This is a genomic window from Variovorax sp. SG517 (assembly GCF_013376045.1).
In the GTDB taxonomy this organism is placed as follows: domain Bacteria; phylum Pseudomonadota; class Gammaproteobacteria; order Burkholderiales; family Burkholderiaceae_C; genus Variovorax.
This window is the reverse complement of record NZ_JABMJG010000002.1, coordinates 135,056-156,898: the sequence shown is the minus strand read 5'-3', so window position 1 is coordinate 156,898 and position 21,843 is coordinate 135,056. Positions and strand designations below refer to the sequence as shown.

23 protein-coding genes and 2 tRNA genes are annotated in these 21,843 nt (G+C 69.0%); 17 read left to right on the top strand and 8 right to left on the bottom strand.

Going from position 1 to position 21,843, the window contains the following annotated elements; genetic code table 11:
• The 4 genes from FHT32_RS06130 to FHT32_RS06115 all read left to right on the top strand — a co-directional run bounded on the left by FHT32_RS06130 (position 1) and on the right by FHT32_RS06115 (position 2,931).
• Complete coding sequence (locus FHT32_RS06130) at positions 1–585, top strand: hypothetical protein (RefSeq protein ID WP_176663760.1); 585 nt, start codon at positions 1–3, stop codon at positions 583–585.
• Positions 582–1,088 carry a hypothetical protein gene (locus FHT32_RS06125; protein WP_176663759.1) on the top strand — a complete coding sequence of 169 codons (507 nt, stop codon included), beginning with the start codon at positions 582–584 and terminating at the stop codon, positions 1,086–1,088. Before FHT32_RS06130 ends, FHT32_RS06125 begins: the two co-directional genes overlap by 4 nt.
• Positions 1,085–1,348, top strand: coding sequence for a hypothetical protein (locus tag FHT32_RS06120; protein ID WP_371132137.1), 264 nt, complete (start codon positions 1,085–1,087; stop codon positions 1,346–1,348). The genes FHT32_RS06125 and FHT32_RS06120 overlap by 4 nt, the downstream gene beginning before the upstream one ends.
• Before the next feature lie 266 nt (positions 1,349–1,614).
• On the top strand, positions 1,615–2,931 hold the full coding sequence (locus tag FHT32_RS06115; RefSeq protein WP_176663758.1) for a cytosine permease: 1,317 nt from the start codon (positions 1,615–1,617) through the stop codon (positions 2,929–2,931).
• On the opposite strand, the gene thiD is transcribed toward FHT32_RS06115, so the two are convergent.
• Positions 2,876–3,736: a bifunctional hydroxymethylpyrimidine kinase/phosphomethylpyrimidine kinase gene (thiD, locus tag FHT32_RS06110; RefSeq protein WP_176663757.1), complete on the bottom strand. Its 861-nt coding sequence runs from the start codon at positions 3,734–3,736 to the stop codon at positions 2,876–2,878. The genes FHT32_RS06115 and thiD overlap by 56 nt on opposite strands.
• Before the next feature lie 35 nt (positions 3,737–3,771).
• Here thiD and FHT32_RS06105 point away from each other — a divergent pair, with 35 nt between their 5' ends.
• The 9 genes from FHT32_RS06105 to FHT32_RS06065 all read left to right on the top strand — a co-directional run bounded on the left by FHT32_RS06105 (position 3,772) and on the right by FHT32_RS06065 (position 11,083).
• Positions 3,772–4,863 (top strand): FAD-dependent oxidoreductase, encoded by a 1,092-nt coding sequence (locus tag FHT32_RS06105; protein WP_176663756.1) that lies wholly within the window; start codon positions 3,772–3,774, stop codon positions 4,861–4,863.
• Complete coding sequence (gene thiS, locus FHT32_RS06100) at positions 4,860–5,063, top strand: sulfur carrier protein ThiS (RefSeq protein WP_176663755.1); 204 nt, start codon at positions 4,860–4,862, stop codon at positions 5,061–5,063. The genes FHT32_RS06105 and thiS overlap by 4 nt, the downstream gene beginning before the upstream one ends.
• Before the next feature lie 18 nt (positions 5,064–5,081).
• On the top strand, positions 5,082–5,894 hold the full coding sequence (locus tag FHT32_RS06095; RefSeq protein WP_176663754.1) for a thiazole synthase: 813 nt from the start codon (positions 5,082–5,084) through the stop codon (positions 5,892–5,894).
• Positions 5,891–6,826 carry a thiamine phosphate synthase gene (locus FHT32_RS06090; RefSeq protein ID WP_176663753.1) on the top strand — a complete coding sequence of 312 codons (936 nt, stop codon included), beginning with the start codon at positions 5,891–5,893 and terminating at the stop codon, positions 6,824–6,826. The genes FHT32_RS06095 and FHT32_RS06090 overlap by 4 nt, the downstream gene beginning before the upstream one ends.
• Positions 6,827–6,831: 5 nt before the next feature.
• Positions 6,832–8,991 carry a TonB-dependent siderophore receptor gene (locus FHT32_RS06085; protein WP_176663752.1) on the top strand — a complete coding sequence of 720 codons (2,160 nt, stop codon included), beginning with the start codon at positions 6,832–6,834 and terminating at the stop codon, positions 8,989–8,991.
• A gap of 49 nt (positions 8,992–9,040) precedes the next feature.
• Positions 9,041–9,116: transfer RNA gene (locus FHT32_RS06080), tRNA-Asn, on the top strand.
• 165 nt (positions 9,117–9,281) lie between these two features.
• Positions 9,282–9,357 (top strand) — tRNA-Asn (locus tag FHT32_RS06075).
• A 134-nt stretch (positions 9,358–9,491) separates the two neighbouring features.
• A complete protein-coding gene (locus FHT32_RS06070) occupies positions 9,492–10,352 on the top strand; it encodes a GyrI-like domain-containing protein (protein ID WP_176663751.1) in 861 nt (286 codons plus the stop codon).
• 329 nt (positions 10,353–10,681) lie between these two features.
• Positions 10,682–11,083 (top strand): GreA/GreB family elongation factor, encoded by a 402-nt coding sequence (locus tag FHT32_RS06065; protein WP_176663750.1) that lies wholly within the window; start codon positions 10,682–10,684, stop codon positions 11,081–11,083.
• Positions 11,084–11,097: 14 nt separating this feature from the next.
• On the opposite strand, the gene FHT32_RS06060 is transcribed toward FHT32_RS06065, so the two are convergent.
• Complete coding sequence (locus FHT32_RS06060) at positions 11,098–11,316, bottom strand: hypothetical protein (protein ID WP_176663749.1); 219 nt, start codon at positions 11,314–11,316, stop codon at positions 11,098–11,100.
• 469 nt (positions 11,317–11,785) lie between these two features.
• Here FHT32_RS06060 and FHT32_RS06055 point away from each other — a divergent pair, with 469 nt between their 5' ends.
• Entirely contained in the window at positions 11,786–12,679 is an 894-nt protein-coding gene (locus FHT32_RS06055; protein WP_176663748.1) for a CsgG/HfaB family protein, read from the top strand.
• Between the two features lie 33 nt (positions 12,680–12,712).
• On the opposite strand, the gene FHT32_RS06050 is transcribed toward FHT32_RS06055, so the two are convergent.
• Positions 12,713–13,117, bottom strand: coding sequence for a GFA family protein (locus FHT32_RS06050; RefSeq protein ID WP_176663747.1), 405 nt, complete (start codon positions 13,115–13,117; stop codon positions 12,713–12,715).
• Between the two features lie 102 nt (positions 13,118–13,219).
• Here FHT32_RS06050 and FHT32_RS06045 point away from each other — a divergent pair, with 102 nt between their 5' ends.
• The 3 genes from FHT32_RS06045 to FHT32_RS06035 all read left to right on the top strand — a co-directional run bounded on the left by FHT32_RS06045 (position 13,220) and on the right by FHT32_RS06035 (position 16,919).
• Positions 13,220–14,209: a YafY family protein gene (locus FHT32_RS06045; protein WP_176663746.1), complete on the top strand. Its 990-nt coding sequence runs from the start codon at positions 13,220–13,222 to the stop codon at positions 14,207–14,209.
• 150 nt (positions 14,210–14,359) lie between these two features.
• Entirely contained in the window at positions 14,360–15,046 is a 687-nt protein-coding gene (locus FHT32_RS06040; RefSeq protein ID WP_176663745.1) for a response regulator transcription factor, read from the top strand.
• A gap of 1 nt (position 15,047) precedes the next feature.
• Positions 15,048–16,919, top strand: a complete 1,872-nt coding sequence (locus FHT32_RS06035; RefSeq protein WP_371132136.1) for a sensor histidine kinase — start codon at positions 15,048–15,050, stop codon at positions 16,917–16,919.
• Between the two features lie 12 nt (positions 16,920–16,931).
• Here the strand turns inward: FHT32_RS06035 and FHT32_RS06030 are convergent, their stop codons facing one another.
• The 5 genes from FHT32_RS06030 to FHT32_RS06010 form a co-directional block, all read right to left on the bottom strand.
• Positions 16,932–17,234 (bottom strand): hypothetical protein, encoded by a 303-nt coding sequence (locus FHT32_RS06030; RefSeq protein WP_176663743.1) that lies wholly within the window; start codon positions 17,232–17,234, stop codon positions 16,932–16,934.
• 14 nt (positions 17,235–17,248) lie between these two features.
• Positions 17,249–18,733, bottom strand: coding sequence for a DegQ family serine endoprotease (locus FHT32_RS06025; RefSeq protein WP_176663742.1), 1,485 nt, complete (start codon positions 18,731–18,733; stop codon positions 17,249–17,251).
• A 101-nt stretch (positions 18,734–18,834) separates the two neighbouring features.
• A complete protein-coding gene (locus FHT32_RS06020) occupies positions 18,835–20,175 on the bottom strand; it encodes an ATP-binding protein (protein WP_176663741.1) in 1,341 nt (446 codons plus the stop codon).
• A gap of 109 nt (positions 20,176–20,284) precedes the next feature.
• The gene (locus tag FHT32_RS06015; RefSeq protein ID WP_176663740.1) at positions 20,285–20,944 is read right to left on the bottom strand and encodes a response regulator; all 660 of its coding nucleotides are present in this window, start codon (positions 20,942–20,944) and stop codon (positions 20,285–20,287) included.
• Between the two features lie 63 nt (positions 20,945–21,007).
• Positions 21,008–21,778 (bottom strand): IclR family transcriptional regulator C-terminal domain-containing protein, encoded by a 771-nt coding sequence (locus FHT32_RS06010; protein WP_176663739.1) that lies wholly within the window; start codon positions 21,776–21,778, stop codon positions 21,008–21,010.
• Positions 21,779–21,843: the final 65 nt, after the last annotated feature.

The window sequence follows — 21,843 nt, the reverse complement described above, 5'->3', positions numbered from 1 at the left end:
ATGGAGCCTCTCATCACGCCAGTTCCGCACGAGAAGTTGATCGACGCCTCGTTCGCTCTCGCTTTTAGCGGCGAGGGAGCGGCCACGTATGTGGTCCACGGGTGGAATGCTCTGCTCCGCCGGTTCGCGAGCGAAACCATCGACTACACCGGTGCGATCGTCGACGCCCCGGAGGCCATCAACCGCGCCGAGCGGGAGGAATGGCTGGCCATGTTCTCCGACCCTGACCAATGGACCACCGACGAGGATGGCGTGGCGTACCACTTCACCAGCGATGTCGGCGAGATCTCCCAGGTCAGCATCTATCGGTTGTCCGACTCGAAGGCGCCCGGTCTCACGACCCTCAATGATGATCTGATCGCAATCCTCGGCCGGCCCAACTTCACCTGCATCCACCTCGCCCAAGCTCTCCGCCTCTGTGGCGTCGAAATCAAGACGAAGGCCGAGCACGAGCAGGCCGCGGCGATCCACTTCCTGCTGATGCGCTACGTGCGCCACGGCCAAGACTGGGCGAAGCAGGCCGACGCAGATCTGCGGGCGATGCTCGACGAGGCCGAGGCCAAAAACAGGGCCGCAATGTCATGACGCACGGCCGCCCTCCCCGTCGACCAAGTCGCGTATCACTCGCACCGATACGCCTGGCCAGGAACGGCGCCGCGCTGCTGACGTCGGCGGAGCTCGCGAACACGCTCGACCCACTGCGCGCAGCAGCTCGAGCGCTACGGGAAGGCGTGGCGACCGAGCTCGACTGGTCAATCGTGGCCAGCGCGCTCAACGTGGCCCAAGCCATCGAGCAGCTGGGCGTCGTACGAGGCCTCGGCGAGCACTTCCGCAGCGCCGAACTCGCTCTGCACGGCATCGAGCAGCGCGCAATGGCCAGCGGCGAGTGGAAGGCCACCGCCCTCTACTACCAGGAGCTCGACCACATCAATGCGGCCGTCGACCTCCACGAGTTCCAGCTCAGGCGGCTGAGCTTCAGCGAGGTGAGCCGGGCAGTGAAGAAGGCCGCCGGCGAGATCCGGTCAACCGGCGGCCGGGTCATCACGCCGGCGGCGCAACAGGCAGACATGCTGCAGGAGGCATCATGATGATCGGTACGCAGCCCACGGGCGCAATCGAGGGGGTCGTCATCAGTGCCGTCTCGCACGAAGGGCTCACCGTAACGGTCGACGGGAAGCCGGCCAAGCTGGCGATCGTGACGGACGATGGCCAGGTCATCGCAGCCGGCGACGTGGTCGCCAGGGAGGCCGAGGCCGTCGCCGTCAACTGCTACCGGAACATCCTCCAGGGCAAGGGCTTTCTGCGAGTTCTGAGCGTGCCGCTGGGAGGCGCCCCGCCCAAAGCGTGATCTCCATGTCGCCATCCCGGAAAGCCCGCTCTTGCGGGCTTTCGCGCTTCTGCTCTTACAATTCAGGCCTTCGCTAGGGGTGCTGGGTGGCTTGCCACCCGGCTGAGATCAAACCCTTTGAACCTGTTCGGCCGCGTTTATTTGCGCGGCTTGAGGTAATCCTCGCGCAGGGAAGCTGGTCCGGTGGCCTCTCACGCCTTCTCGCGTGACAGCCGCGCCGCCGGGGCCTCGCCCACCTGCCAAACCTTTTGCACTGGAGCAAACGGATGGCACAAGACAACAACGAAGCGCTGACACCCCTGCCCGCCTCGCAGCGCGTGTTCGGCTGGCACGACCACGCCTCGCTGTGGTTCAGCCTCGGCGTGGGTCTGCTGGTGATGCAGATCGGCGCCTACCTGGTGCCGGCCGTGGGCACGCGCGACGCGGCGATCGCGATCGTGCTCGGCTCCTGCATCGGCGCGGGCCTGCTGGCCTGGACCGCCCGGCTGGGCTGCCAGAGCGGCCTGGCGAGCGCCGGCCTGATGCATGCGACCTACGGCAGCGCTTTCGCGCGGCTGCCGGTGCTGCTCAACATCGTGCAGCTGGTGGGCTGGACCACCTTCGAACTCGTGGTGATGCGCGAAGGCACGCAGGCCATCGGACAGACGGTCGTCGGACCGGCACTGGGCAGCTTCTGGGGCGGCGTGCTGACCACGCTGCTGTGGGGCGCGGTGCTGCTGGCGCTGCTCGCGGGCTCGATGGTGAAGCTGGTGCGCCGCTTCGTGAGCCGCTTCGGCCTGCCGCTGGTGGTGCTGTCGCTGCTCTGGCTCACGTGGCAGTTCGCGACGCAGCTGCAGGCCAAGGGCCTGGATGCCTTCTGGGCTCGCCCGGGCGACGGCACGATGGGCATGTTCGGCGCGCTCGACCTGGTGATCGCGATGCCGGTGTCGTGGCTGCCGCTGGTGGCCGATTACGCGCGGCACGGCAAGCGCAGCTCAGGCGGCCTGGGCGGCGCATTCGGCGGCACGTGGATCGGCTACGCGCTCGCGAACGTCTGGTGCTACGCGCTGGGCGTGATGGTGGTGAGCGTGGCCGAGCCGGGCACGGGCCTCGTCACCGCGCTGCTGCTGGCGCAGGGCGGCCTCGTGGCGCTGGGCCTGATCCTGATCGACGAGCTCGACAACGCGTACGGCGACGTCTACTCCGGCTCGGTCTCCACGCACAGCCTGCTGCCGCGCTGGAGCGTGAAGCGCTGGGGCCTGCTGCTGGCTGCGCTGTGCATCGCGCTGGCGCTGGTGCTGCCGATGCACACGCTGGAACCCTTCCTGCTGCTGTTGAGCTCGGTGTTCGTTCCGCTGTATGGCGTGATCATCGGCCGGCTCGGCAGTGGCGAGGCGGTGTCGCCGCAAGGCACGCGGCGCAAGGTTGATCTCGGCGCAGCGCTGATCTGGATCGCGGGCATCGCCGCATATCACGCGCTCGCCAAGTGGGCGCCGCAGTTCGGCTCCGCGCTGCCGACGCTGGCCGCGACCTTCGCGCTGGCCTGGCTCAGCCGGCCTTCAGCGCAAGGCGGTGCGTCGGCACTGGCGCAAAGCCGTGGTTGAGGGGGCCATGACCCGCGCCGATCCTCACGCCCGCCCCCGCGGCCATCGCGCCGAGGATGTAGGCGCGCGCCCGTTCGACCGCATCGGGCAGCGCCGCGCCCAGTGCAAGGTGCGCGGCGATGGCGGACGACAGCGTGCAGCCGGTGCCGTGCAGGTTGCGGCTTTCGATGCGCGCGGAAGCCAGGCGCCTGCGGTCGCCGCCTGCCTGCAGCAGTACGTCGACCACCTCGTTGCCCGGCAGATGGCCACCCTTGAGCAGCACGGCCTTCGCACCCAGTGCGAGCAGTTCGTCGGCGGCATCGTCGAGCGCATCCACGCCGTCGATGGCATGGCCGATCAGCAAGGCCGCTTCGTCGAGATTGGGCGTGACGACGACCGCGCGCGGAAACAGCTCGCGCACCAGCACCAGCACTGTCTCGGCTGCGATCAGGCGATCGCCGCTGGTGGCGACCATCACCGGGTCGAGCACCACGTTCTTCAGCTGATAGCGGTCGATGGCCCAGGCCACCACTTCGACCACCTCGGGCGCGTGCAGCATGCCGAGCTTGACGGCATCGACGCCGATGTCTTCCACCACGGCCTGGATCTGCGCCTTGAGGAAGTCGGGCGGCACGCCGTGGATGCCCGAGACGCCGAGCGTGTTCTGCGCGGTGAGCGCGGTGATGGCCGTCATGCCATAGCAGCCCAGCGCGGCGAAGGTCTTGAGATCGGCCTGGATGCCGGCGCCGCCGCCGCTGTCGGAACCGGCGATGGAAAGCACGCGTGCGTAGCGCTGTGTGGGCTCTTGGGTGGTGCCTTGGGTCATGCCGAAAATTATCGGCGACGCGAAGGAGGCCCGGCATGAGCCTTCCTTTCGACTCCGTCGCCATCCTCGGCGCGGGCCTCATGGGCCGGCTGATGGCGGTGACGCTCGCGCGGGCCGGCTGCAAGGTCGACGTGTTCGAGGCCGGCAGCGCCGAGGCCGAAGGTGCTGCGGCGCGCGTGGCAGCCGCCATGCTGGCGCCGCTGGCCGAATCGGCCGTCGCGCCGGTGTCCGTCGTGCGCATGGGGCAGCACGCCTTGTCGCGCTGGCCCGAGCTGCTCGCGCCGCTGGCGCAGCCCGTGTTCTTCCAGCGCGAAGGCACGCTGGTGCTCTGGCATCGGCAGGACACCGCCGAGGCCACGCGGCTCGCGCGCGTGCTCGCGAACACCGGTGCGCAGGTGCCCGAGCTGGCGCCGATGCAATCCGTCGATGCCCGCGCGATCGCCACGCTGGAGCCCTCGCTGGGCCAGCGCTTCGCGCAGGGCCTGTTCCTTCCCGGTGAAGGGCAGCTCGACAACCGCGCGCTGCTGGCGTCGCTGCTTGCCACGCTCGAGAGCGATCCTCGTGTCACGCTGCACTGGCAATCGCCACGTGCGCCTTCGGACTTCGCACCCGGTGCTGCCGGCCAGCCCGGCTGGGTGATCGACTGCCGCGGCCTCGGTGCCCGCCCGCAATGGAACGCACTGCGCGGCGTGCGCGGCGAGGTGATCCGCGTGCATGCGCCCGAGGTGAGCCTGCAGCGGCCCACACGCCTGGTGCACCCGCGTTACCCGCTCTACATCGCGCCCAAGCCCGGCAACCTGTTCGTGATCGGCGCGACGGAAATCGAGTCGGACGACATGTCGCCCGCCAGCGTGCGCTCCACGCTCGAACTCCTGAGCGCCGCCTACGCGGTGCACAGCGGCTTCGCCGAGGCGCGCATCGTCGAGATCGCGACGCAGTGCCGGCCCACGCTGCCCGACAACCTCCCTGCCCTGCGCCTGCCGCAGCCGCGCGTGCTGCAGATCAACGGCCTGTACCGCCACGGTTTCATGATCGCGCCCGCGATGCTCGATGCCGCGATGCAGGTGCTGACGCAGGGCCACTCGCCCCTCGCGAAGAGCTTCGGCATGGAGCCCCGAGACACATGACGATGAACATCCTGATCAACGACAAGCCCTTCACCCTCCCCGACGAAGCGAAGCTGACCGACGCGCTGGCCGCGCTGGAGGCCACGCCGCCCTTCGCCGTGGCAGTGAACCGCGAATTCGTTCCGCGCTCGGCCTACGCCACGCGCGCGCTGCAACCCGAAGACCGCGTCGAAGTGATCCGCCCCGTGACGGGCGGCTGATTGATGGAGACAACAGAAATGACGACCACGAACGATCCCCTGGTGCTCTATGGCGAGACCTTCCACAGCCGCCTGCTGCTGGGCACCGCGCGCTACCCCTCGCCCGACCTGCTCGAAGCCGCGGTGAAGCGCGCGAAGCCCGCGATGCTGACCGCCTCGCTGCGCCGGCAGACGGCCAGCCAGGGCTCTGGCAACAGCGAGCTGGGTAACGGCTTCTGGGAATTGCTGCGCAAGCTCGCGGTGCCGGTGCTGCCGAACACCGCCGGCTGCCACAGCGTGCAGGAGGTGGTCGCCACCGCGCAGATGGCGCGCGAGCTCTTCGACACGCCATGGATCAAGCTGGAGCTGATCGGCGACGACTACACGCTGCAGCCCGACACGCTGAACCTGGTCGACGCAGCCTCGCAGCTGATCCGCGAAGGCTTCAAGGTGCTGCCCTACTGCACCGAGGACCTGGTGCTGTGCCAGCGGCTGGTCGACGTCGGCTGCCAGGCGGTGATGCCGTGGGCCGCGCCCATCGGTACCGGCCGCGGGCCGGTCAATCCCTACGCGCTGCAGGTGCTGCGCGACCGTCTCAAGGTACCGATGCTGGTGGACGCGGGCCTGGGCCTGCCTTCGCACGCTTGCCAGGTGATGGAGTGGGGATACGACGGCGTGCTGCTGAACACCGCCGTCGCGCTGTCGCAGGACCCGGTCGCCATGGCTGGCGCCTTCGCCGACGCGGTGCAGGCCGGCCGCAGCGCGCATCGCGCCGGCGCCATGGCCGCGCAGGAGGCCGCACAACCCAGCACGCCCGTGCTCGGCACACCTTTCTGGCACCACGAATCATGAGCACCACCTTCGACTCCGGCGCCATCGCGCAGGCCATCGTCGCGGCGCACGGCTTGCGCTTCGGCGCGATCACGTCGGCGCCGGTGAGTGCGCCCAACTTCTCTTCCGACGATCCGGTGTATCGCGGCGCGAAGCGCGCGTGCTCCGCGCTGGGCTTCATCGAGATCGACGCCGAATGCCTGGCCCACGCCTGGCGCGCGCAGACGCAGCGCCTGAGCAGCTTCGACGCCGCGCTGTGGCCCGACGCGCCGGAAGACTTCGGCATGCGCCCCTTTCCGCCCACCGCCCGCGATGACGCGTTTCCGCCCTGCCCCGAGCGGCTCGGCCTCTACGCCGTGCTGCCCGATGCCCAATGGGTCGGCCGCATGGCGCGCGCGGGCGTCCCCACGCTGCAACTGCGCTTCAAGTCGGACGACGGCGCCGCCATCGAGCGCGAGGTGCAGGCGGCCGTCGAGGCGGTGCAGGGCACGGGCGCCCTGCTCTTCATCAACGACCACTGGCAGGTGGCCATCGCGGCCGGCGCCTACGGCATCCATCTGGGCCAGGAGGATCTCGACGCGCTCTCGCCCGAAGACCTCGGCCGGCTGCGCGCATCGGGCCCGCGGCTGGGCGTCAGCACGCACGGCTATGCGGAGATGGTCCGCGCCGACAGGGTGAGCCCGAGCTACATCGCCATGGGCGCGGTGTACCCGACCACGCTCAAGAAGATGGCGACCGCGCCGCAGGGCGTCGCGCGTCTGGGCGCCTATGCGCGGCTTTTGCGCGGCTATCCGCAGGTCGGCATCGGCGGCATCGATGCGGTGCGGCTGCCGGAGGTGCTGGCGACCGGAGTCGGCTCCGTCGCGGTGGTGCGCGCGCTGGTCGCGGCCGAAGATCCCGAGGCCACGGCCGCGCAATGGATGGCGGCCATCGATGCCGCCGCGGGCAAATGAACAGAATGAAAAAGACCGAGCTTCCCTTCGATTCTTCCAGCCGGCATCGGCTGTCTCCCGTCTCGCGCGCGCTGGCAGCCATGCTCTTCGCTGCGGCGTGCTCAGCGCATGCGCAGCAGCAATCCGCGCTGCCCGAGATCACCGTCAGCGAGGGCACGACCGCGCCGCAGGCCGACGTCAGCGGCTTCGGCGATGTGCCGCTGCGCGAGCTGCCGATCTCGGCCACGGTGATCGACAGCAAACAACTGCAGGCCAGCGGCGCGCGCCGGCTCGCCGACCTCACGCAGTTCGACGCGTCGGTGACCGACGCCTACAACGCCGCCGGCTACTGGGACTACCTCACGGTGCGCGGCTTCGTGCTCGACAACCGCTTCAACTACCGGCGCGAGGGACTGCCGATCAGCGCCGAGACATCGATTCCGCTCGACAACAAGGAGCGCGTCGAGATCCTGCGCGGCACCAGCGGCATACAGGCCGGCACCAGCGCGCCGGGCGGGCTGGTCAACTACGTGGTGAAGCGGCCCACCGAGCAGGACCTGCGCACGGTGCGCATCGAGACCTCCAGCCGCGGCAGCCTGCTGGGCGCCATCGACCTCGGCGGGCGCTTCGGCGAGAACAGGCAGTTCGGCTACCGCATCAACGTGGCGAGTGAGAACCTCAAGCCGCTGACACACAACCTCGACGGCAACCGCAACCTGTTCTCGCTCGCGGCCGACTGGCGCATCACGCGCGATTCGGTGCTGGAGTTCGAGATCGAGCAAAGCCGCAAGACGCAGCCCAGCCAGAACGGCTACAGCCTTCTGGGCGGCGTGCTGCCGGCGCCGGTCGATCCGCGCATCAACCTCAACAACCAGCCGTGGTCGCAGCCCTCGGTGTTCAAGGCGCTGACGGGCACGGTGCGCTTCAGCCAGGCGCTGAACGCCGACTGGCGCTGGAGCGCGCAGATCGGCCAGCAGCGGCTCAAGAGCGACGACCGCCTCGCCTACGCCTTCGGCTGCGGCGCCGAAGGCAACTACGACCGCTACTGCTCCGACGGCACCTTCGACTTCTACGACTTCCGCAGCGACAACGAACGCCGCACATTGACGGCCGGCAGCATCAACCTGAAGGGCAACGTGACGACGGGCAGCGTGCGGCACGAACTCGGCTTCGGGCTGATGCAGAGCCGCGTGCGCAACCGCTTCGACAACCAGGCCTACAACTACGCGGGCACCGGCAACATCTGGGGCACTGCCATCGTGCCGCCGGCGCCGGACGCCATCGCGCCGCAGACCAATCGCGACGAGCGATCGACCGAGTTCTCGGTGCAGGACGCGATCCGCTGGAACGACCGCTTCACCACCTGGCTCGGCGCACGCCACACGCGGCTCGATCGCAGCAGCATCGGCAACGACGGCTCGAACCCGACCGGCTACAAGCAGGACGTGACCACGCCGTGGATCGCCGCAAGCTACGCCATCCAGCCGGGACTCATGGCCTATGCGAGCTGGGGGCGCGGTGTCGAGTCGCAGGTGGTTCCGAACAAGATCTCGCAGTACAGCAACGCCGGGCAGGCCCTGCCCGCGCTGCGCTCGCGCCAGTGGGAACTGGGCATCAAGGGCGGCAGCGATGCCTTCAACTGGCAGCTCGCATGGTTCGACATCTCGCGGCCGCTGACCAACACCGACCTGTGCAGCGGCTTGTGCGAAGTGCGCAACGACGGCAAGGCGGTGCATCGCGGCCTCGAAGCGGGCGCGCAGTGGAACCAGGGGCCGTGGCGCATCGGCGGCAGCCTGACGCTGATCGATGCCAAGCGGCGCGGCAGCACGGCCAATCCGGCGCTCAACGGCGAGTCGCCCACGAACGTGCCCAAGCAGGTGCTGCGCGCACAGACCGCCTACCGCTTCGCATCGGTGCCGGGCCTCGAGGTGGCGGGACAGCTCTCGTACGAAGGCCGCCGCAACGTGCTGCCCGATGGCTCGGTCACGCTGCCTTCGTGGACGCGCGTGGATGCGGTGCTGCGCTACGACACCAAGCTGCGCGGCGCGAACGCGAGCTGGACGTTGTCGGTCGACAACCTCTTCGATCGCCGCTACTGGAAGGAATCGCCCTACCAGTTCAGCCACGTGTACCTGTTCCCTGGTGCGCCGCGCACGCTGCGCTTGGGGTTGAGCGTTGCTCTTTGAATGCGAAGTTGAAAAGCGGCAAAAAAGAACGCTATAATCTAAGGCTTGTTCCTCGATAGCTCAGTCGGTAGAGCGCCGGACTGTTAATCCGTAGGTCCCTGGTTCGAGCCCAGGTCGAGGAGCCACCATCAAGCCGCAAGGCCACTGGAAGCCCCGCTACTCACAAGGTAGCGGGGCTTTTCATTTGCGGTGGTGTTCGGCGTCTGTTGCGATCAATCGTCGCATCGATGCAAAAAATGCAGTCGAGCGGCCGGGAACGGCAAATCCATTGCATATAATTTAAGGCTTGTTCCTCGATAGCTCAGTCGGTAGAGCGCCGGACTGTTAATCCGTAGGTCCCTGGTTCGAGCCCAGGTCGAGGAGCCACCATCAAGCCGCAAGGCCCCTGAAGAGCCCGCTGTCTTTATCGGACAGCGGGCTTTTTCTTTGCCGCAGCCAACTGACCTGCATGAGCAAAGTCGGCTAAGTGCTCTTCTAGCGAAAGGCGCACACTCGCGCGCATGGAAGGCAGCCGTCGCATCGAGCAGGACTACCGCGCCCGCGTGGCGCGCGCCATCGCGGCCATCGTTGCCGATCCGATGGCCGAGCATCGGCTCGAAGACCTCGCGCGGCTCGCGCACTTCTCGCCCTTCCACTTCCACCGCGTCTACGCGAGCGTGGCCGGCGAAACCGTGGCCGCCACGGTCCGCCGCGTGCGACTGGCGCTCGCCACCCGGCTGCTGGAAACCGGCGACCAGAGCATCACGCAGGTCGCGCTGGCCGTGGGTTACGAAAGCCCGCAGGCCTTCACGCGCGCGTTCGGCCAGTTCACGGGACAGTCGCCGCGCTCGTTCCAGCAGAAGGTGGTGCAGGCGATCCTCGATGTCGATACGTTGCCGCAGCCCGATGAGGACATCGCCGCACCGGCCGTACGGATCGTCGAGCACCCGACGCGGCGGCTTCACGCGCTGCGGCACCAGGGGCCGTTCTCGACCATTCCGCACACCCATCGGCGACTGCGCCAGCACGCAGGCTCCGCGCGCATATCGGACCGCTGGGGAGCCTCCTTCGGCGATCCCGAGAGCGGCGCCGGCTACAGCTACTACGCCGCGCTGGACTCCCCCGATCCCTGGCCGGACGCCCCCGAGATAGAGATGCTCGACATTCCCGGCGGCTGCTACGCGGTGCATCGCCTTGCCGGCCCATACACGCAGATCAACGCCGCCGTGCGCGCCCTCTACATCCGCTGGCTGCCCGCCAGCGGCTACGAGCCCGACGACCGGCCCACGCTGGAGCACTACCTGAATTCGCCGCGGCAGGTCTCGCAGGCGGAACTGCGCACCGATCTGCTCATTCCCATCCGCCGCACGAGCGCGGCGTGAGCGAGACCAGCGCGGCTGGAACGCGATGCCCCGCACATCCCGCGTCACGTGAGGCCATTGCTTGATGGGCCCGGGTCACGTCCCTACACTCGCGCGAATGGCCCGTCTTTCGTTCGACTCCCGCAAGCACGCTGCGCTCGATGCAGCGCGCGCCGGCGATGTCGCGATCGCGGTCGCCTACCGACGCACTTGCGCACTTTCCTGAGCCCGGCGGTCCGCTACCCTTCCTTCTGATGCGCGAACCATTGACCGCCGGGCACCCGCCGCGCGGCCGCGACGCCGTTCATTTCATTACTCACTGACGGCGCCGCACTCGATTGGAGTGCTTCATGCTTGCAACCATTCACGGAGAGCGCACGCTCACCGAACTCGATTTCGTCCGCCTGGGCAAACTGGCGGATCACCAGCTTCCGCCGGCGCTCGCCGAACTGCTCGACGCAGCGGACGTGCTGCCCTCGCGCGAAGTCCCGCCAGACCTCGTGACGATGAATTCCCAGGTGGAGATCGAAGACCCGGCCACTGGCCAGCGCCAGCAGATCACGCTGTGCTACCCCGGCGACTCTCAGCCCGGTGCGGGCTTCGTCTCGGTGCTGTCGCCGGTCGGCATCGGCTTGCTGGGCGTGAAGGCCGGCGCGCTTGCCTGCTGGCGCATGCCCAACGGCGTGGAGCGCTCCGCGCGCGTGTCGGCGGTGCTCTTCCAGCCGGAGGCCAGCGGCGACTACACGCGCTGAGGCCGGTCGTTCGCTCAGTGCTTGATCACGGCGCTGGTGCGGTCCTTGGCGCTGTCGATGGTCGCGCTCACGGAGCTCGTGTTGACCGCCAGGGCCACCAGGATGGAGCCGACGAAAGCCGGGTCGGCCGCGCCGCCGAATTTCGAGGATCCTGCGATGGCCAGCGCCTGCTGCACCTGCTGGCGGGTCAGTTCCAAGGCTGCTTCTCCAACGATGTTCTTCTTGGTCGCCATCTGAAAACTCCTGGAAGTGAGGGCCCGACTGTAACTTTCGGGGCCGCTGCTTCGGGGCGTTCCGCCTCGACGGCCGGCGGCGCAGGCACGGCCGTTGTTTCACCGCGCTTCCAAACGTTTCCAAAGTAATAGAATCGCCCCGCTTCTCCCGCCCGTCCCCGGCGCAGCGCGCCTGCACGACGGCAGCGACAGGAGCGATCGAGGACATGGGTTGCCGTTGCCCACGCGTCCCCGGGTTCGGACTCTGGTCGAGGCGCCACCCGCGCGGTGGACGGCAAGTGACCAGGCCGCGCGAACATGCACATGACTTTCGGCACTGGTGTGCCGGATTCTCGGACCGTATCGTCGCGCGGTCGCTGGCGGCGCGTCGAATCGGGAGGTCATACAGGCCAAGGCAGATCCATCTTCGATCTTGACAAGTGACGTCCGCAACGGGCGCCGCATTCTTTTCACTTGACCAGATCGGGACATGGCTTTTTCTAAACTCTCTCTCGCAAGCGCACTCGCCGGCCTGCTGGCCCTTTCGGGCTGCCAGACCATGGACATGCAAATGGGCAGCCAGTCGGCCAAGACCGTGGCCACCGGCAGCGCCGCCGGCGCCGCAACCTCCGGCGAAAGCAGCCAGCTCGAACGCTGCGATTCGCCGCTGGGCACGGTCTCGCTGATCGAGAACGTGAACGCGGGCTGGTACACCATCCTCACCGGCGAATACAAGCTGCCTCCCACGGCCAACCTGCTGCGCCTGCTGGTGCAGCAATCGAACTGCTTCATCGTGGTCGAGCGCAGCGCAGCCGGCATGAACGCGATGACGCGCGAACGCGCGCTGATGCAGTCGGGCGAAATGCGCGGCGGCAGCAATTTCGGCCGCGGCCAGATGGTGGCGTCCGACTACGGCCTCTCGCCCGAGATCGTGTTCAGCAACAGCGACGCCGGTGGCCTGGGCGGTGCGCTCGGCGGCCTGGTGGGCGGAGGCCGCGGCCGTGCCATCGCCAACCTCGGCGCGAGCCTGCAGACCAAGGAAGCCAGCGCACTCCTGACGCTGATCGACAACCGCTCGGGCGTGCAGGTCGCTGCCGCCGAAGGCAGTGCTTCCAAGACCGACTTCGCGGGCTTCGCCGGCCTGGGCGGCCTCTCCGCCGCCGGCGGCATCGGCGGCTACACCCGTACGCCGCAGGGCAAGGTGATCGCGGCGGCCTTCATGGACGCCTTCAACCAGATGGTCCGCTCGCTGCGCAACTACAAGGCGCAGACGGTGCGCGGCCAGGGCCTGGGCGGCGGCGGCCGTCTGGGCGTGGACGGCGGTGCCGCTCCCTCGCAGACCTCGGCGCCGGGCGCCGCGCCGGCAACCCGCCGCCGCAAGTAAGAAGGCTGCAACCCGCCGGCTGGCCCGCCTCGCTCAGAGGTAGCGTGTCTCGGCCGGCGCCTCGAACCAGTTGTCGTTGCGCCCGTCCATGTACCGGACGGGCGCCGTCGACAGTTCCTCCAGCGTCACGTCGTCCAGGCAGTTCACCGCCACGCTCACGTAGGCGCCGCCGATCTCGGGCACGTTGCCACGTCCGAAAGAGCGCACGCCGCAACTCCTGCAGAACAGCCACTCTGTGCTGTGCGAGTTGAACTGGTACAGCGACAGCTCCTCCTCCCCCGCCAGCAGCGTGAAGGCATCCGGCTTCACGATCGCGCCCCATGCGCGGGTCTTGGTACAGATCGAGCAATTGCACTTGCCGGTGCCTTCGGCGAGATCGATCAGGGCCTGGAAACGAACCTTGCCGCAGTGGCAGCTGCCGTTGTATGTCTTCTTCATGGGTCGGTGTCCTGTGCTCCGCGGTGCGGGGGTTGAAAGTGGAAGCAAGGTTACGACCCATTGCGGACAGATCATGTCCTCGATTGCAGGCATGATGCGCGCATGCTGTCTGCTACCGCACGCCTGATCCGGCTTCTTTCGCTGTTCCAGGCGCAGCGCTCCCGGACGGGCGCCGACCTCGCCGCCCGGCTCGAGATCACCGAGCGCACGCTGCGCCGCGACGTCGACCGCCTGCGCAGCCTGGGCTACACGGTCGATTCCACCTCCGGCGTGGCCGGCGGCTACCGGCTGGGCGCGGGCACCGCGATGCCGCCGCTGCTGCTGGAGGACGAGGAAGCCATCGCGGTCGCGCTCGGCCTGGGCAACCCGGCCGGCGCCACTGGCGACATCGGGAACGCCTCGATGCGCGCGCTGGCCAAGCTCGAGCAGCTGATGCCGCCGCGCCTGCGCCGCCGGCTCGACAGCGTGCGCGCATCGGTGGTGCCGGTGATGCACGACAAGTCGCCCGTGCGGCTGAAGGCCGTGTCCTTCCTGGCCGAAGCGTGCACCGAGCGGCTCGAACTGCGCTTCGGCTACCGCGACCACCACGACGCCGTCACCAAGCGAACCGCGCAGCCGCATCGCGTGGTGCAGACAGGGCGGCGCTGGTATCTGCTGGCATGGGACACCGCGCGCGAGGACTGGCGCACCTTCCGGCTCGACCGCATCGTCGATCCCGAGCCCACCGGCGAGCGCTTCACGCCGCGCCGGCTGCCCCATGGCGACGTCGCGAGCTACATGGAGCATGCGCTGAAGGTCTCCCCCTACCTGCATCACGCGCAGGTGGTGGTGCACGCGCCCGCCGGCGCGCTCGAGCCCTACCTCGGCTGGGTCAGCGGCACGCCGCAGGATGCCGGCGAAGGCGCCACCCGCATCGCCACCGGCGCCAATTCGCTCGACGCGCTGTCCGTCTGGCTCGGTTGCCTGCCGTACGATTTCGAGGTCGAATCGCCTCGTGAACTGGTCGAACACCTCGCCCTGGTTGCCTCGCGGCTCGCAAGGTCGGCGGGCAAGGCGGCGGGCAGTCCACCGAGCAGCCACCGAAAACCGTAGGCCGCCTCCCCCGTATATAGGATGGGCAGCCCGCAAGCCGCCCCCTACCCTTTGTGCCATCCAGCAGAAATCCAAGGCCTTCTTTCCCATGCGCCTCATCGTCACGTCATGCATGAGCGCATCCAGCCTCCACAACCCGGTGCACCAGGCATGACCGCGGAAACACAGGTCGCCCTCGTCGAAGACGACACCGGCATGCGCGAACGCATCTCGCGCGTGGTGGACGCGGACCCGTCCCTGAGCCTGGCCTACAGCGCCTCCAACGCCAGCGACATCCTGCGCTGGCTGGTCGACAACCCGATCGACGTGCTTTTGGTGGACCTCGGCCTGCCCGACCGGCCCGGGCTGCAGGTGATCAGCCAGTGCCGCAACATGCAGCCGGCCTGCGCGGTGATGGTGCTTTCGATCTTCGGCGACGAGGCCAACATGGTCCAGGCATTCGAGGCCGGCGCCAGCGGCTACCTGCTGAAGGACGGCACCGAGGCCGATCTCGCCACCCACATCCGCCACCTGCGCGCCGGCGGCTCGCCGATGTCGCCGGTGATCGCGCGCAAGCTGCTGCGCCGCTGGCAGGCCCATTCGGGCGCCGCGCCCAGGGAGCAGGCGGCGGCCAAGGCTGCCGGCACCGCGACGGTCGCGCCGGAACGCCTGTCGCCGCGCGAGTTCGAGGTGCTCGACCTGGTCTCTCGTGGTTTCACCTATGTCGAAGTCGGGGTGCAGATGGGAGTCTCGGCCTCGACTGTCCAAACCCATATCCGCAATATCTACGGCAAGCTGGATGTGCACAACAAATCGGAAGCTGTGTTCGAGGCCCGCAACCTCGGCTGGCTTCCCTAGCGTGACCGCCGGCGGCCTGCGCCGCCTGCTGCTCGCCGCCTTGTGCCTGTGGCTCGCCCTGGCGTCGGCGGGCCACCGCGCCGACGCCGCGGAAGCACCCGACGCCTTCGACGTGCCCTCGGCCGAGGCGGTGCTCGAACCCGACGGCCTGCCGATGCAACAGCGCCGGGTGGAACTTCCCTTCCGCTGGGACCACGAGTTCCCCGGCCGCGGCGGCAAGGCGACCTACCGCATCGAGCTGCCCGCCGCCGCCGTGCCGGCCGGCAAGTCCGCGGCCCTGCTGCTATCGGGCGCGGGCAACCAGGTGGCGATCTCGTTCAACGACGCGCTGGTGGCCAGCTACGGCACGCTGGGCGTACCGAACTACGACGCCTCCAAGAGCAACCTGCTGGTGCCGGTGCCGGCCGTGCTGCAGCAGGACGGCCAGCCGCAGTCGCTGGTGGTGCGCACCACCATCCAGCGCCAGCGCGGCGCGGGGCTGGCCAGCATCCACTACGGCCCCGAGGCCTCGCTGGCGGCGGTCTACCGTGCGCGGCAGAACTGGCGCAACACCTCGGCCATCGTCTACGCGGTGAGCCTGCTGCTGATGGGCGGCATCGCCGGCGGGCTGTGGCTGCGCCAGCGCGACGCGCTCTACGGCTGCTTCGCGCTGGCCGCACTCTCGGGCGTGGCGCGCAATCTCGACCGCGTGTGGCCCGACATGGCCATTCCCTGGCCGCTGTGGGGCGCCATCGTGGCGGTCTGCTATGCCTGCCACATCGGGCTGATCGCGCGCTTCGTGCTGCTGGTGCTGGAGCGCAATCCGCCGTGGCTGGTGCGCTCCATCCATGCCGCGCTCGCGCTGTCGGTCACGCTGGCCTGCGCCTCCTTCGCCTTCGCGCAGCCGTTGCTGTGGACCGGCGGCCTCGTCATCCTGCAATGCATCAGCATCATCTGCCTGCCCTACGTGGTGTACGGCGCGCTGGTGGACCGGCGCCGCATCGCGGGCGTGCTGATGGCCGCGGGCACGCTGGCCATCCTGGCCGGCGCGCACGACCTGCTGCTGGTGCGCATGGGCCTCTTCGGCGGCGCGTACTACACGCTCACGGCGCACGCGATGTTCTTCTTCGTGATGATCCTGGCCGGCCTGGTGGTGGAGCGCTACAGCCGCACCGTGGCCGACTACCGCGCGCTCAACGCCAACCTCGCGGCCCGCGTGGCCGAGCGCGAGGACCAGTTGCGCAGTGCCTTCGACACCATGCGCCAGCAGCAGCAGGAACAGGCCGTGCTGCTGGAGCGGCAGCGCATCATGCGGGAGATCCACGACGGCGTGGGCTCGCAGCTGGTCGGGCTGCTCAACGTGGTGACGCAGGCCCGGCCCGACCGCTCGGTGATCGAGGAGCACGTGAAGCTCGCGCTCGACGAGATGCGCATGGCCGTCGACTCCCTGCAGCCCACGCACGACGACCTGGCCACCGTGCTGGCCACGCTGCGCTACCGCCTGCAGCCGCGGCTCGACGCCGCCGGCATCGAGCTGGTGTGGGACGTGGAAGTGATCCCGCAGCTGGAGCCCTTTGCCGCGCAGGCGGCCCTGCAGCTGCAGCGCATCCTGCTGGAGGCCTTCACCAACGTGCTCAAGCACGCGGGCGCCACGCGCATCGTGATGCATGCGAGCTGGCACGGGAAAGAGACGCCTTCGCTGGTGCGCATCATGCTCACCGACAACGGGCGCGGCCTGCCTTCGGTGCAGGCCAACAGCGGGAGAACGGGCCACGGCATCGCCAACATGCGGGCGCGCGCGCAGTCCATCGGCGCGCGTCTGCAGATCGAGACGGCGGACCCGGCCGCCGGCGGAACGCGCATGCAGCTCGACTGGCCCTGCTCGCCGGCTTGAGGCGCTGCCCGGTCAGCGCAGGGCAAAGGCCAGCGTCACGGCGCCCAGCGCCAGCAGCCCGAGGCCGGCGATGAAGACCATTTCGCCCCACGCCTCCAGCTTCGCGCCGGAGCTGCGCGAGCGCATCGAGATGAAAGACAGCAACGCGCTGGCCAGGAAGACCAGCGCGTCCACCGCGAGCAGGCGGTCGATCAGCAGCCGCATGTCGTCGCGCGGCCCGAGATGCCCGATGGACATCACCGTCATGCACACGCCGATCATGGTGGCCGACGTGGGCAGGATGTGCGCCGAGAGGCTCTGGGCTTGCGACGTCATACCTGAAGGCGGGATCAGCCGATCCGGACCGGCACGAAGATCTTGTCTTCGCCGCGCTGAATCAACAGCGCCACGGACTTGTTGCTGGCCTTCGCCACCACCTCGCGCACCTGCTCCACGCTCTGCGCGGGTGTGCCGTTGATGGCCAGCAGCACGTCGCCCGCCTGAACGCCGGCCTGAGCCGAGGGACCGGCGGCATCCTCGATCAGCAGGCCGTTGTCGACCGAGGCCTCGCGCTTTTCCTGTGGCTGCAGCGGACGCAGCGCCAGGCCCAGCTTGCCCTGGCCCACGTCGGCATCGGCCTTTGCGACCTTGGCGGGCTTGTCGCTCGCATCGCCGAGCTTGGCCTGCAGCTCCTGGCGTTCGCCCTGGCGCCACACTTCGAGCGTGACCTTCTTGCCCGGTGCCTGCTGGCCGATCACCGCGGGCAGGTCGCCCGAGGACACGATGGGCTGGCCGTCGACCTTGCGGATCACGTCACCCGCCTTCAGGCCGGCCTTGTCGCCGGGGCCGCCCTTCTCGATGTTGGAGACCAGCGCGCCCTCGGGCTTGTCGAGCTTGAACGAATCGGCGAAGGCCTGGTTCACCTCCTGCACCGCGATGCCCAGGCGCGCATGCTGCGCCTTGCCGGTGGCGACGATCTGGTCCTTGACCTGGATCGCCACGTCGATCGGGATCGCGAACGACACGCCCTGGTAGCCGCCGCTGCGGCTGTAGATCTGCGAGTTGATGCCGACCACCTCGCCGCGCGTGTTGAGCAGCGGACCGCCGGAGTTGCCGGGGTTCACCGCCACGTCGGTCTGGATGAAGGGCACGTAGCTGTCGTCGGGCAGCGAGCGGCCCTTGGCGCTCACCACGCCGGCCGTCACCGTGTTCTCGAAGCCAAAGGGCGAGCCGATGGCCAGCACCCATTCGCCGACCTTCAGGTCCTTGGTTTTGCCCAGCGCGAGCACCGGCAGGTTCTTCGCGTCGATCTTGAGCACCGCGATGTCGGTCTTGGCGTCGGCGCCCAGCACCTTCGCGCGGTATTCGCGGCGGTCGGTGAGCTTGACGGTGACTTCCTTCGCGTCCTTCACGACGTGGGCGTTGGTGATGATGATGCCGCTGGGGTCGACGATGAAGCCCGAGCCCTGTGCGCGCACCGGCACTTCGCGCTGCTGTTGCTGGCCGCGCGGGTTCATCTGGCCCTGGAAGCGGCGGAAGAACTGGAACATCGGATCGTCGGGATCGATGCCCTGGATCTCCGCGGCGGCCTCGTCGTCGGAGGCCTTTATGGTGCCGGTCACGCTGATGTTGACCACGGCCGGGCCGTCGCGCGAAGTGATCGTCGAGAAGTCGGGCAGCGTGACCATGGCGGCCGGCGCTGTCGCGACGGCGTTGGTGGTCGGCGCGCCCACGGCGCGGGCGCTGGTGTAGGCGCCGGCGCCGACGGCACCGATCACGCCGGCGCTTGCCAGCGCGATGGCCAGGGCACGGGGAGAAGTCAGACGTGAGTTCATTTGTCGGTTCCTTTCAAGGCGTATGGACGCAAAACGATGAAAGGAATGTCGCGGGTCTGACTTAAGCGCCGCTTAAACGGCGCAGCGCCGCCGCAAGGGGCTCAGGCGCGCGCTGGAAAGCGCACCAGCACGCGCAGCCCGCCGAGGCTGCGCGACTGGTCGAGCGCCACCGTCGCCCCATGCAGATCGGCTATCGACTTGACGATGGACAGCCCCAGGCCGCTGCCCGGCGCCTGCGATTCACCCGAGCGGTAGAACCGGTCGAGCACCCGCTCGCGCTCCTCGGGCGGCAGGCCCGGTCCGCTGTCGTCCACGGTGAGCTCGACGGCGTCGCCCTGGCGCGCGATGCCGATGTCGACCCGGCCCTCGACCGGCGTGTACTTGATGGCGTTCTCCAGCAGGTTGCGCAGCAGCATGCGCAGGGCTTCCGACTGGCCGTGCACCACCGCCGCCTCGTCTGCATGCGCGATGCCGATGTCGATGCCGCGCGCCTGCGCTGCCGCCACCGCGTCGGACACCGCGAGCCGCGCGACCTCGGCCAGATCCACCGGCTCGGGCTTGGCTCCGGCCGCCATGCTGGCCTCATGCCGTGCCAGCGCGAGCATCTGCTCGACCAGCCGCGTCGCGCGGTCGATGCCTGCCACCAGCCGGCTCACGGCAAGCTCGCGCGAGGCATCGTCGGGCGCGCGCTGCAGGCCCTGCACCTGCAGCTTGAGCGCGGCCAGGGGCGAACGCAGCTCGTGCGCTGCATCGGCGACGAAGTGCTTCTGCGCATCGAAGGCATGGCGCACGCGGTCGAACAGCAGGTTCAGCTCCTGCACCAGCGGGCGCACCTCGTCGGGCAGGTTCTCCTCGCTCACCGGGGAAAGATCGTCCGCCTGCCGCGAGGCCACCTGCCTGCGCACGCGCGCCACCGGCGCGAGCGACCGGCTCACCACCCACCAAACGACCAGCATCAGAAGCGGCGCCATCAGCGCCACCGGCGCGATGGTGCGCAGCGCCAGCGTGCCGGCCATGTGGCGCCGCGCCGCCATGTCCTGCGCCACCTGGATCACCAGCCCGCGCGTCTGCATCGAGAACACGCGGTAAGTGGTGCCGCGCGCGTTCACGTCGGCGAAGCCCAGCACCGCCAGCTGCGGCAGCGCGGCCTGCTCCGCCGATTCGAAGATGCGCACGCCGTCGGCCGTCCATACCTGCACGACGAAATCGAAGTTCTGCTCGGCGGCGCCCAGCCCACCCACCGCGGCGCTCGGCGGCAGGCCCGCGCGCAGCGACAAAGCCATCTGCTGCATGTGGTAGTCGAAGATGTCATCGGCCTCTGCAAGCACCGTCCGGTAGGCCACCAGCGCCTGCGCGCCCGCGGCCAGCACGATCGCCGCGAGCAGGAACCACAGCAGCCGCGCGCGCAGCGAGCCGGTCAGCGACCCAAACAACCGCCTCATACACGCCCCCTTCGCGGGACGTCACGGGACCGGCTTCGCCGGCCCGTAGACGTCGCCCCCGGAAGGGGGTTGGCGAAGCGACACGAAGTGCGCGAAGCCTGGGGGCGAGTCATAGTTTTGGCACCATGTAGCCGACGCCCCTCACATTGCGGATGAACTCCGCGCCGAGCTTCTTGCGCAGCCCGTGCACATACACCTCGACCGCGTTGCTGCTGATCTCGTCCTTCCAGCTGTAGAGCTTCTCCTCGAGCTGCGCGCGCGACAGCACCATGCCGGGCCGCGCCAGCAGGGGCTCCAGCACGGCCCATTCGCGCGCCGACAGCACCACCGGCTGGCCGGCCACCGTGACCTCGCGCGTGGCCGGGTTGATGCTCACGCCCATGTGCTCGTACACCGGCTCGGCGCGCCCCGCCGCGCGGCGCAGCAAGGCGCGGATGCGGGCCAGCAGCTCGTCGAGGTCGTAGGGCTTGAGCACGTAGTCGTCGGCGCCGGCATCGAGGCCTTCGATGCGCTGCTGCACCGAGTCGCGCGCGGTGGCGATCAGCACCGGCATGCGCTGCTTGCGCGCGCGCAGGTTGCGCAGCACATCGAGCCCGTCGCGCCGTGGCACGCCCAGGTCGAGCATCACCAGGTCGTATTGCTGGGTGCGCAGGGCCGTTTCGGCGGCCTCGCCGTCTTTCACCCAGTCCACCGCGTACTGTTCGGCGCGCAGCAGGTCGAGCACCGCTTCGCCGATCATCACGTCGTCTTCGAGGAGGAGCAGTCGCATGGTTGTGTCCGTTTCGGGGATTCGAGGCGCGGGCCGCGGCCAAAGTTCAGATCGGCTCGGAACTCACAGCAGAGACCGCACTTCGCGCGCGGCTTCGAAAAGCAACGGCAGCATCTCGCGCTGCAGCGCCTCCTCCTGATAGCGCGTGCCCGAGAGCACCACGTTGAGCGCTGCCACCGTGCGGCCCTGCATGTCGCGCAGCGGCACGGCCAGCGCCTGTACGCCCAGTTCGTGTTCCTCGCTGGCGAAGCAGTAGTCGTCCTTGCGCGCACGGGCGATCAGCTGCCGCAGGCCTCGCGCCTGGGTCACGGTGCGGGGTGTGAGCCGCGCCAGGTGCCGGCCCTTGAGCCATTGCGTGAATTGCGTCGGCGCCATCGCCGCCAGCAGCACGCGCCCGGTGGAAGTGGCATGCGCGGGCAACCGAGCGCCCAGGTGCAGGCCGTACGCGAGCACGCGGGTCGGCGTGCCGTAGGTGCCGCTGCGCGCGACGATGACGACCTCCTCCCCGTCGAGCACCACCGCCGAGAACGACTCGCCGGTCTGCGCCGCGAGCCGGTTCAGCGTGGGCTGCAGCGCGCGCGGCAGGCGGGAAGACGCGAGATAGCTGCCCGAGAAGCGCAGCACCTTCGGCGCCATCCAGAAATAGCTGCCGTCGGTTTCCAGGTAGCCCAGGTGGGCCAGCGTCAGCAGGTGGCGGCGGGCGGCGGCGCGCGTGAGGCCGGCGCGCTCGGCGGCCAGCGTGGCGTTCAGGCGCTGGCGCTCGGTGTCGAAGCTTTCGAGCACCGCCATTCCCTTGGCGATGCCCTCGATGAAGTCGGCCTTGGCGATGCTCATTCGGCGGGATGGTTCGTCGTCTGTGGAAGTGTTGCGCGATGATCGCGCACGCATTCGCATGATCG

What these genes read in the sequence shown, in the direction of transcription:
- thiD (WP_176663757.1), bottom strand. Translation starts at nt 3,736, where the DNA reads ATGACCCAAGGCACCACCCAAGAGCCCACACAGCGCTACGCACGCGTG.
- FHT32_RS06125 (WP_176663759.1), top strand. Translation starts at nt 582, where the DNA reads ATGACGCACGGCCGCCCTCCCCGTCGACCAAGTCGCGTATCACTCGCA.
- FHT32_RS06090 (WP_176663753.1), top strand. Translation starts at nt 5,891, where the DNA reads ATGAGCACCACCTTCGACTCCGGCGCCATCGCGCAGGCCATCGTCGCG.
- FHT32_RS06095 (WP_176663754.1), top strand. Translation starts at nt 5,082, where the DNA reads ATGACGACCACGAACGATCCCCTGGTGCTCTATGGCGAGACCTTCCAC.
- FHT32_RS06010 (WP_176663739.1), bottom strand. Translation starts at nt 21,778, where the DNA reads ATGAGCATCGCCAAGGCCGACTTCATCGAGGGCATCGCCAAGGGAATG.
- FHT32_RS06130 (WP_176663760.1), top strand. Translation starts at nt 1, where the DNA reads ATGGAGCCTCTCATCACGCCAGTTCCGCACGAGAAGTTGATCGACGCC.
- FHT32_RS06085 (WP_176663752.1), top strand. Translation starts at nt 6,832, where the DNA reads ATGAAAAAGACCGAGCTTCCCTTCGATTCTTCCAGCCGGCATCGGCTG.
- FHT32_RS06060 (WP_176663749.1), bottom strand. Translation starts at nt 11,316, where the DNA reads ATGGCGACCAAGAAGAACATCGTTGGAGAAGCAGCCTTGGAACTGACC.
- FHT32_RS06015 (WP_176663740.1), bottom strand. Translation starts at nt 20,944, where the DNA reads ATGCGACTGCTCCTCCTCGAAGACGACGTGATGATCGGCGAAGCGGTG.
- FHT32_RS06045 (WP_176663746.1), top strand. Translation starts at nt 13,220, where the DNA reads ATGCTGTCTGCTACCGCACGCCTGATCCGGCTTCTTTCGCTGTTCCAG.
- FHT32_RS06030 (WP_176663743.1), bottom strand. Translation starts at nt 17,234, where the DNA reads ATGACGTCGCAAGCCCAGAGCCTCTCGGCGCACATCCTGCCCACGTCG.
- FHT32_RS06105 (WP_176663756.1), top strand. Translation starts at nt 3,772, where the DNA reads ATGAGCCTTCCTTTCGACTCCGTCGCCATCCTCGGCGCGGGCCTCATG.
- FHT32_RS06025 (WP_176663742.1), bottom strand. Translation starts at nt 18,733, where the DNA reads ATGAACTCACGTCTGACTTCTCCCCGTGCCCTGGCCATCGCGCTGGCA.
- FHT32_RS06040 (WP_176663745.1), top strand. Translation starts at nt 14,360, where the DNA reads ATGACCGCGGAAACACAGGTCGCCCTCGTCGAAGACGACACCGGCATG.
- thiS (WP_176663755.1), top strand. Translation starts at nt 4,860, where the DNA reads ATGACGATGAACATCCTGATCAACGACAAGCCCTTCACCCTCCCCGAC.
- FHT32_RS06115 (WP_176663758.1), top strand. Translation starts at nt 1,615, where the DNA reads ATGGCACAAGACAACAACGAAGCGCTGACACCCCTGCCCGCCTCGCAG.
- FHT32_RS06055 (WP_176663748.1), top strand. Translation starts at nt 11,786, where the DNA reads ATGGCTTTTTCTAAACTCTCTCTCGCAAGCGCACTCGCCGGCCTGCTG.
- FHT32_RS06020 (WP_176663741.1), bottom strand. Translation starts at nt 20,175, where the DNA reads ATGAGGCGGTTGTTTGGGTCGCTGACCGGCTCGCTGCGCGCGCGGCTG.
- FHT32_RS06070 (WP_176663751.1), top strand. Translation starts at nt 9,492, where the DNA reads ATGGAAGGCAGCCGTCGCATCGAGCAGGACTACCGCGCCCGCGTGGCG.
- FHT32_RS06050 (WP_176663747.1), bottom strand. Translation starts at nt 13,117, where the DNA reads ATGAAGAAGACATACAACGGCAGCTGCCACTGCGGCAAGGTTCGTTTC.
- FHT32_RS06065 (WP_176663750.1), top strand. Translation starts at nt 10,682, where the DNA reads ATGCTTGCAACCATTCACGGAGAGCGCACGCTCACCGAACTCGATTTC.
- FHT32_RS06120 (WP_371132137.1), top strand. Translation starts at nt 1,085, where the DNA reads ATGATGATCGGTACGCAGCCCACGGGCGCAATCGAGGGGGTCGTCATC.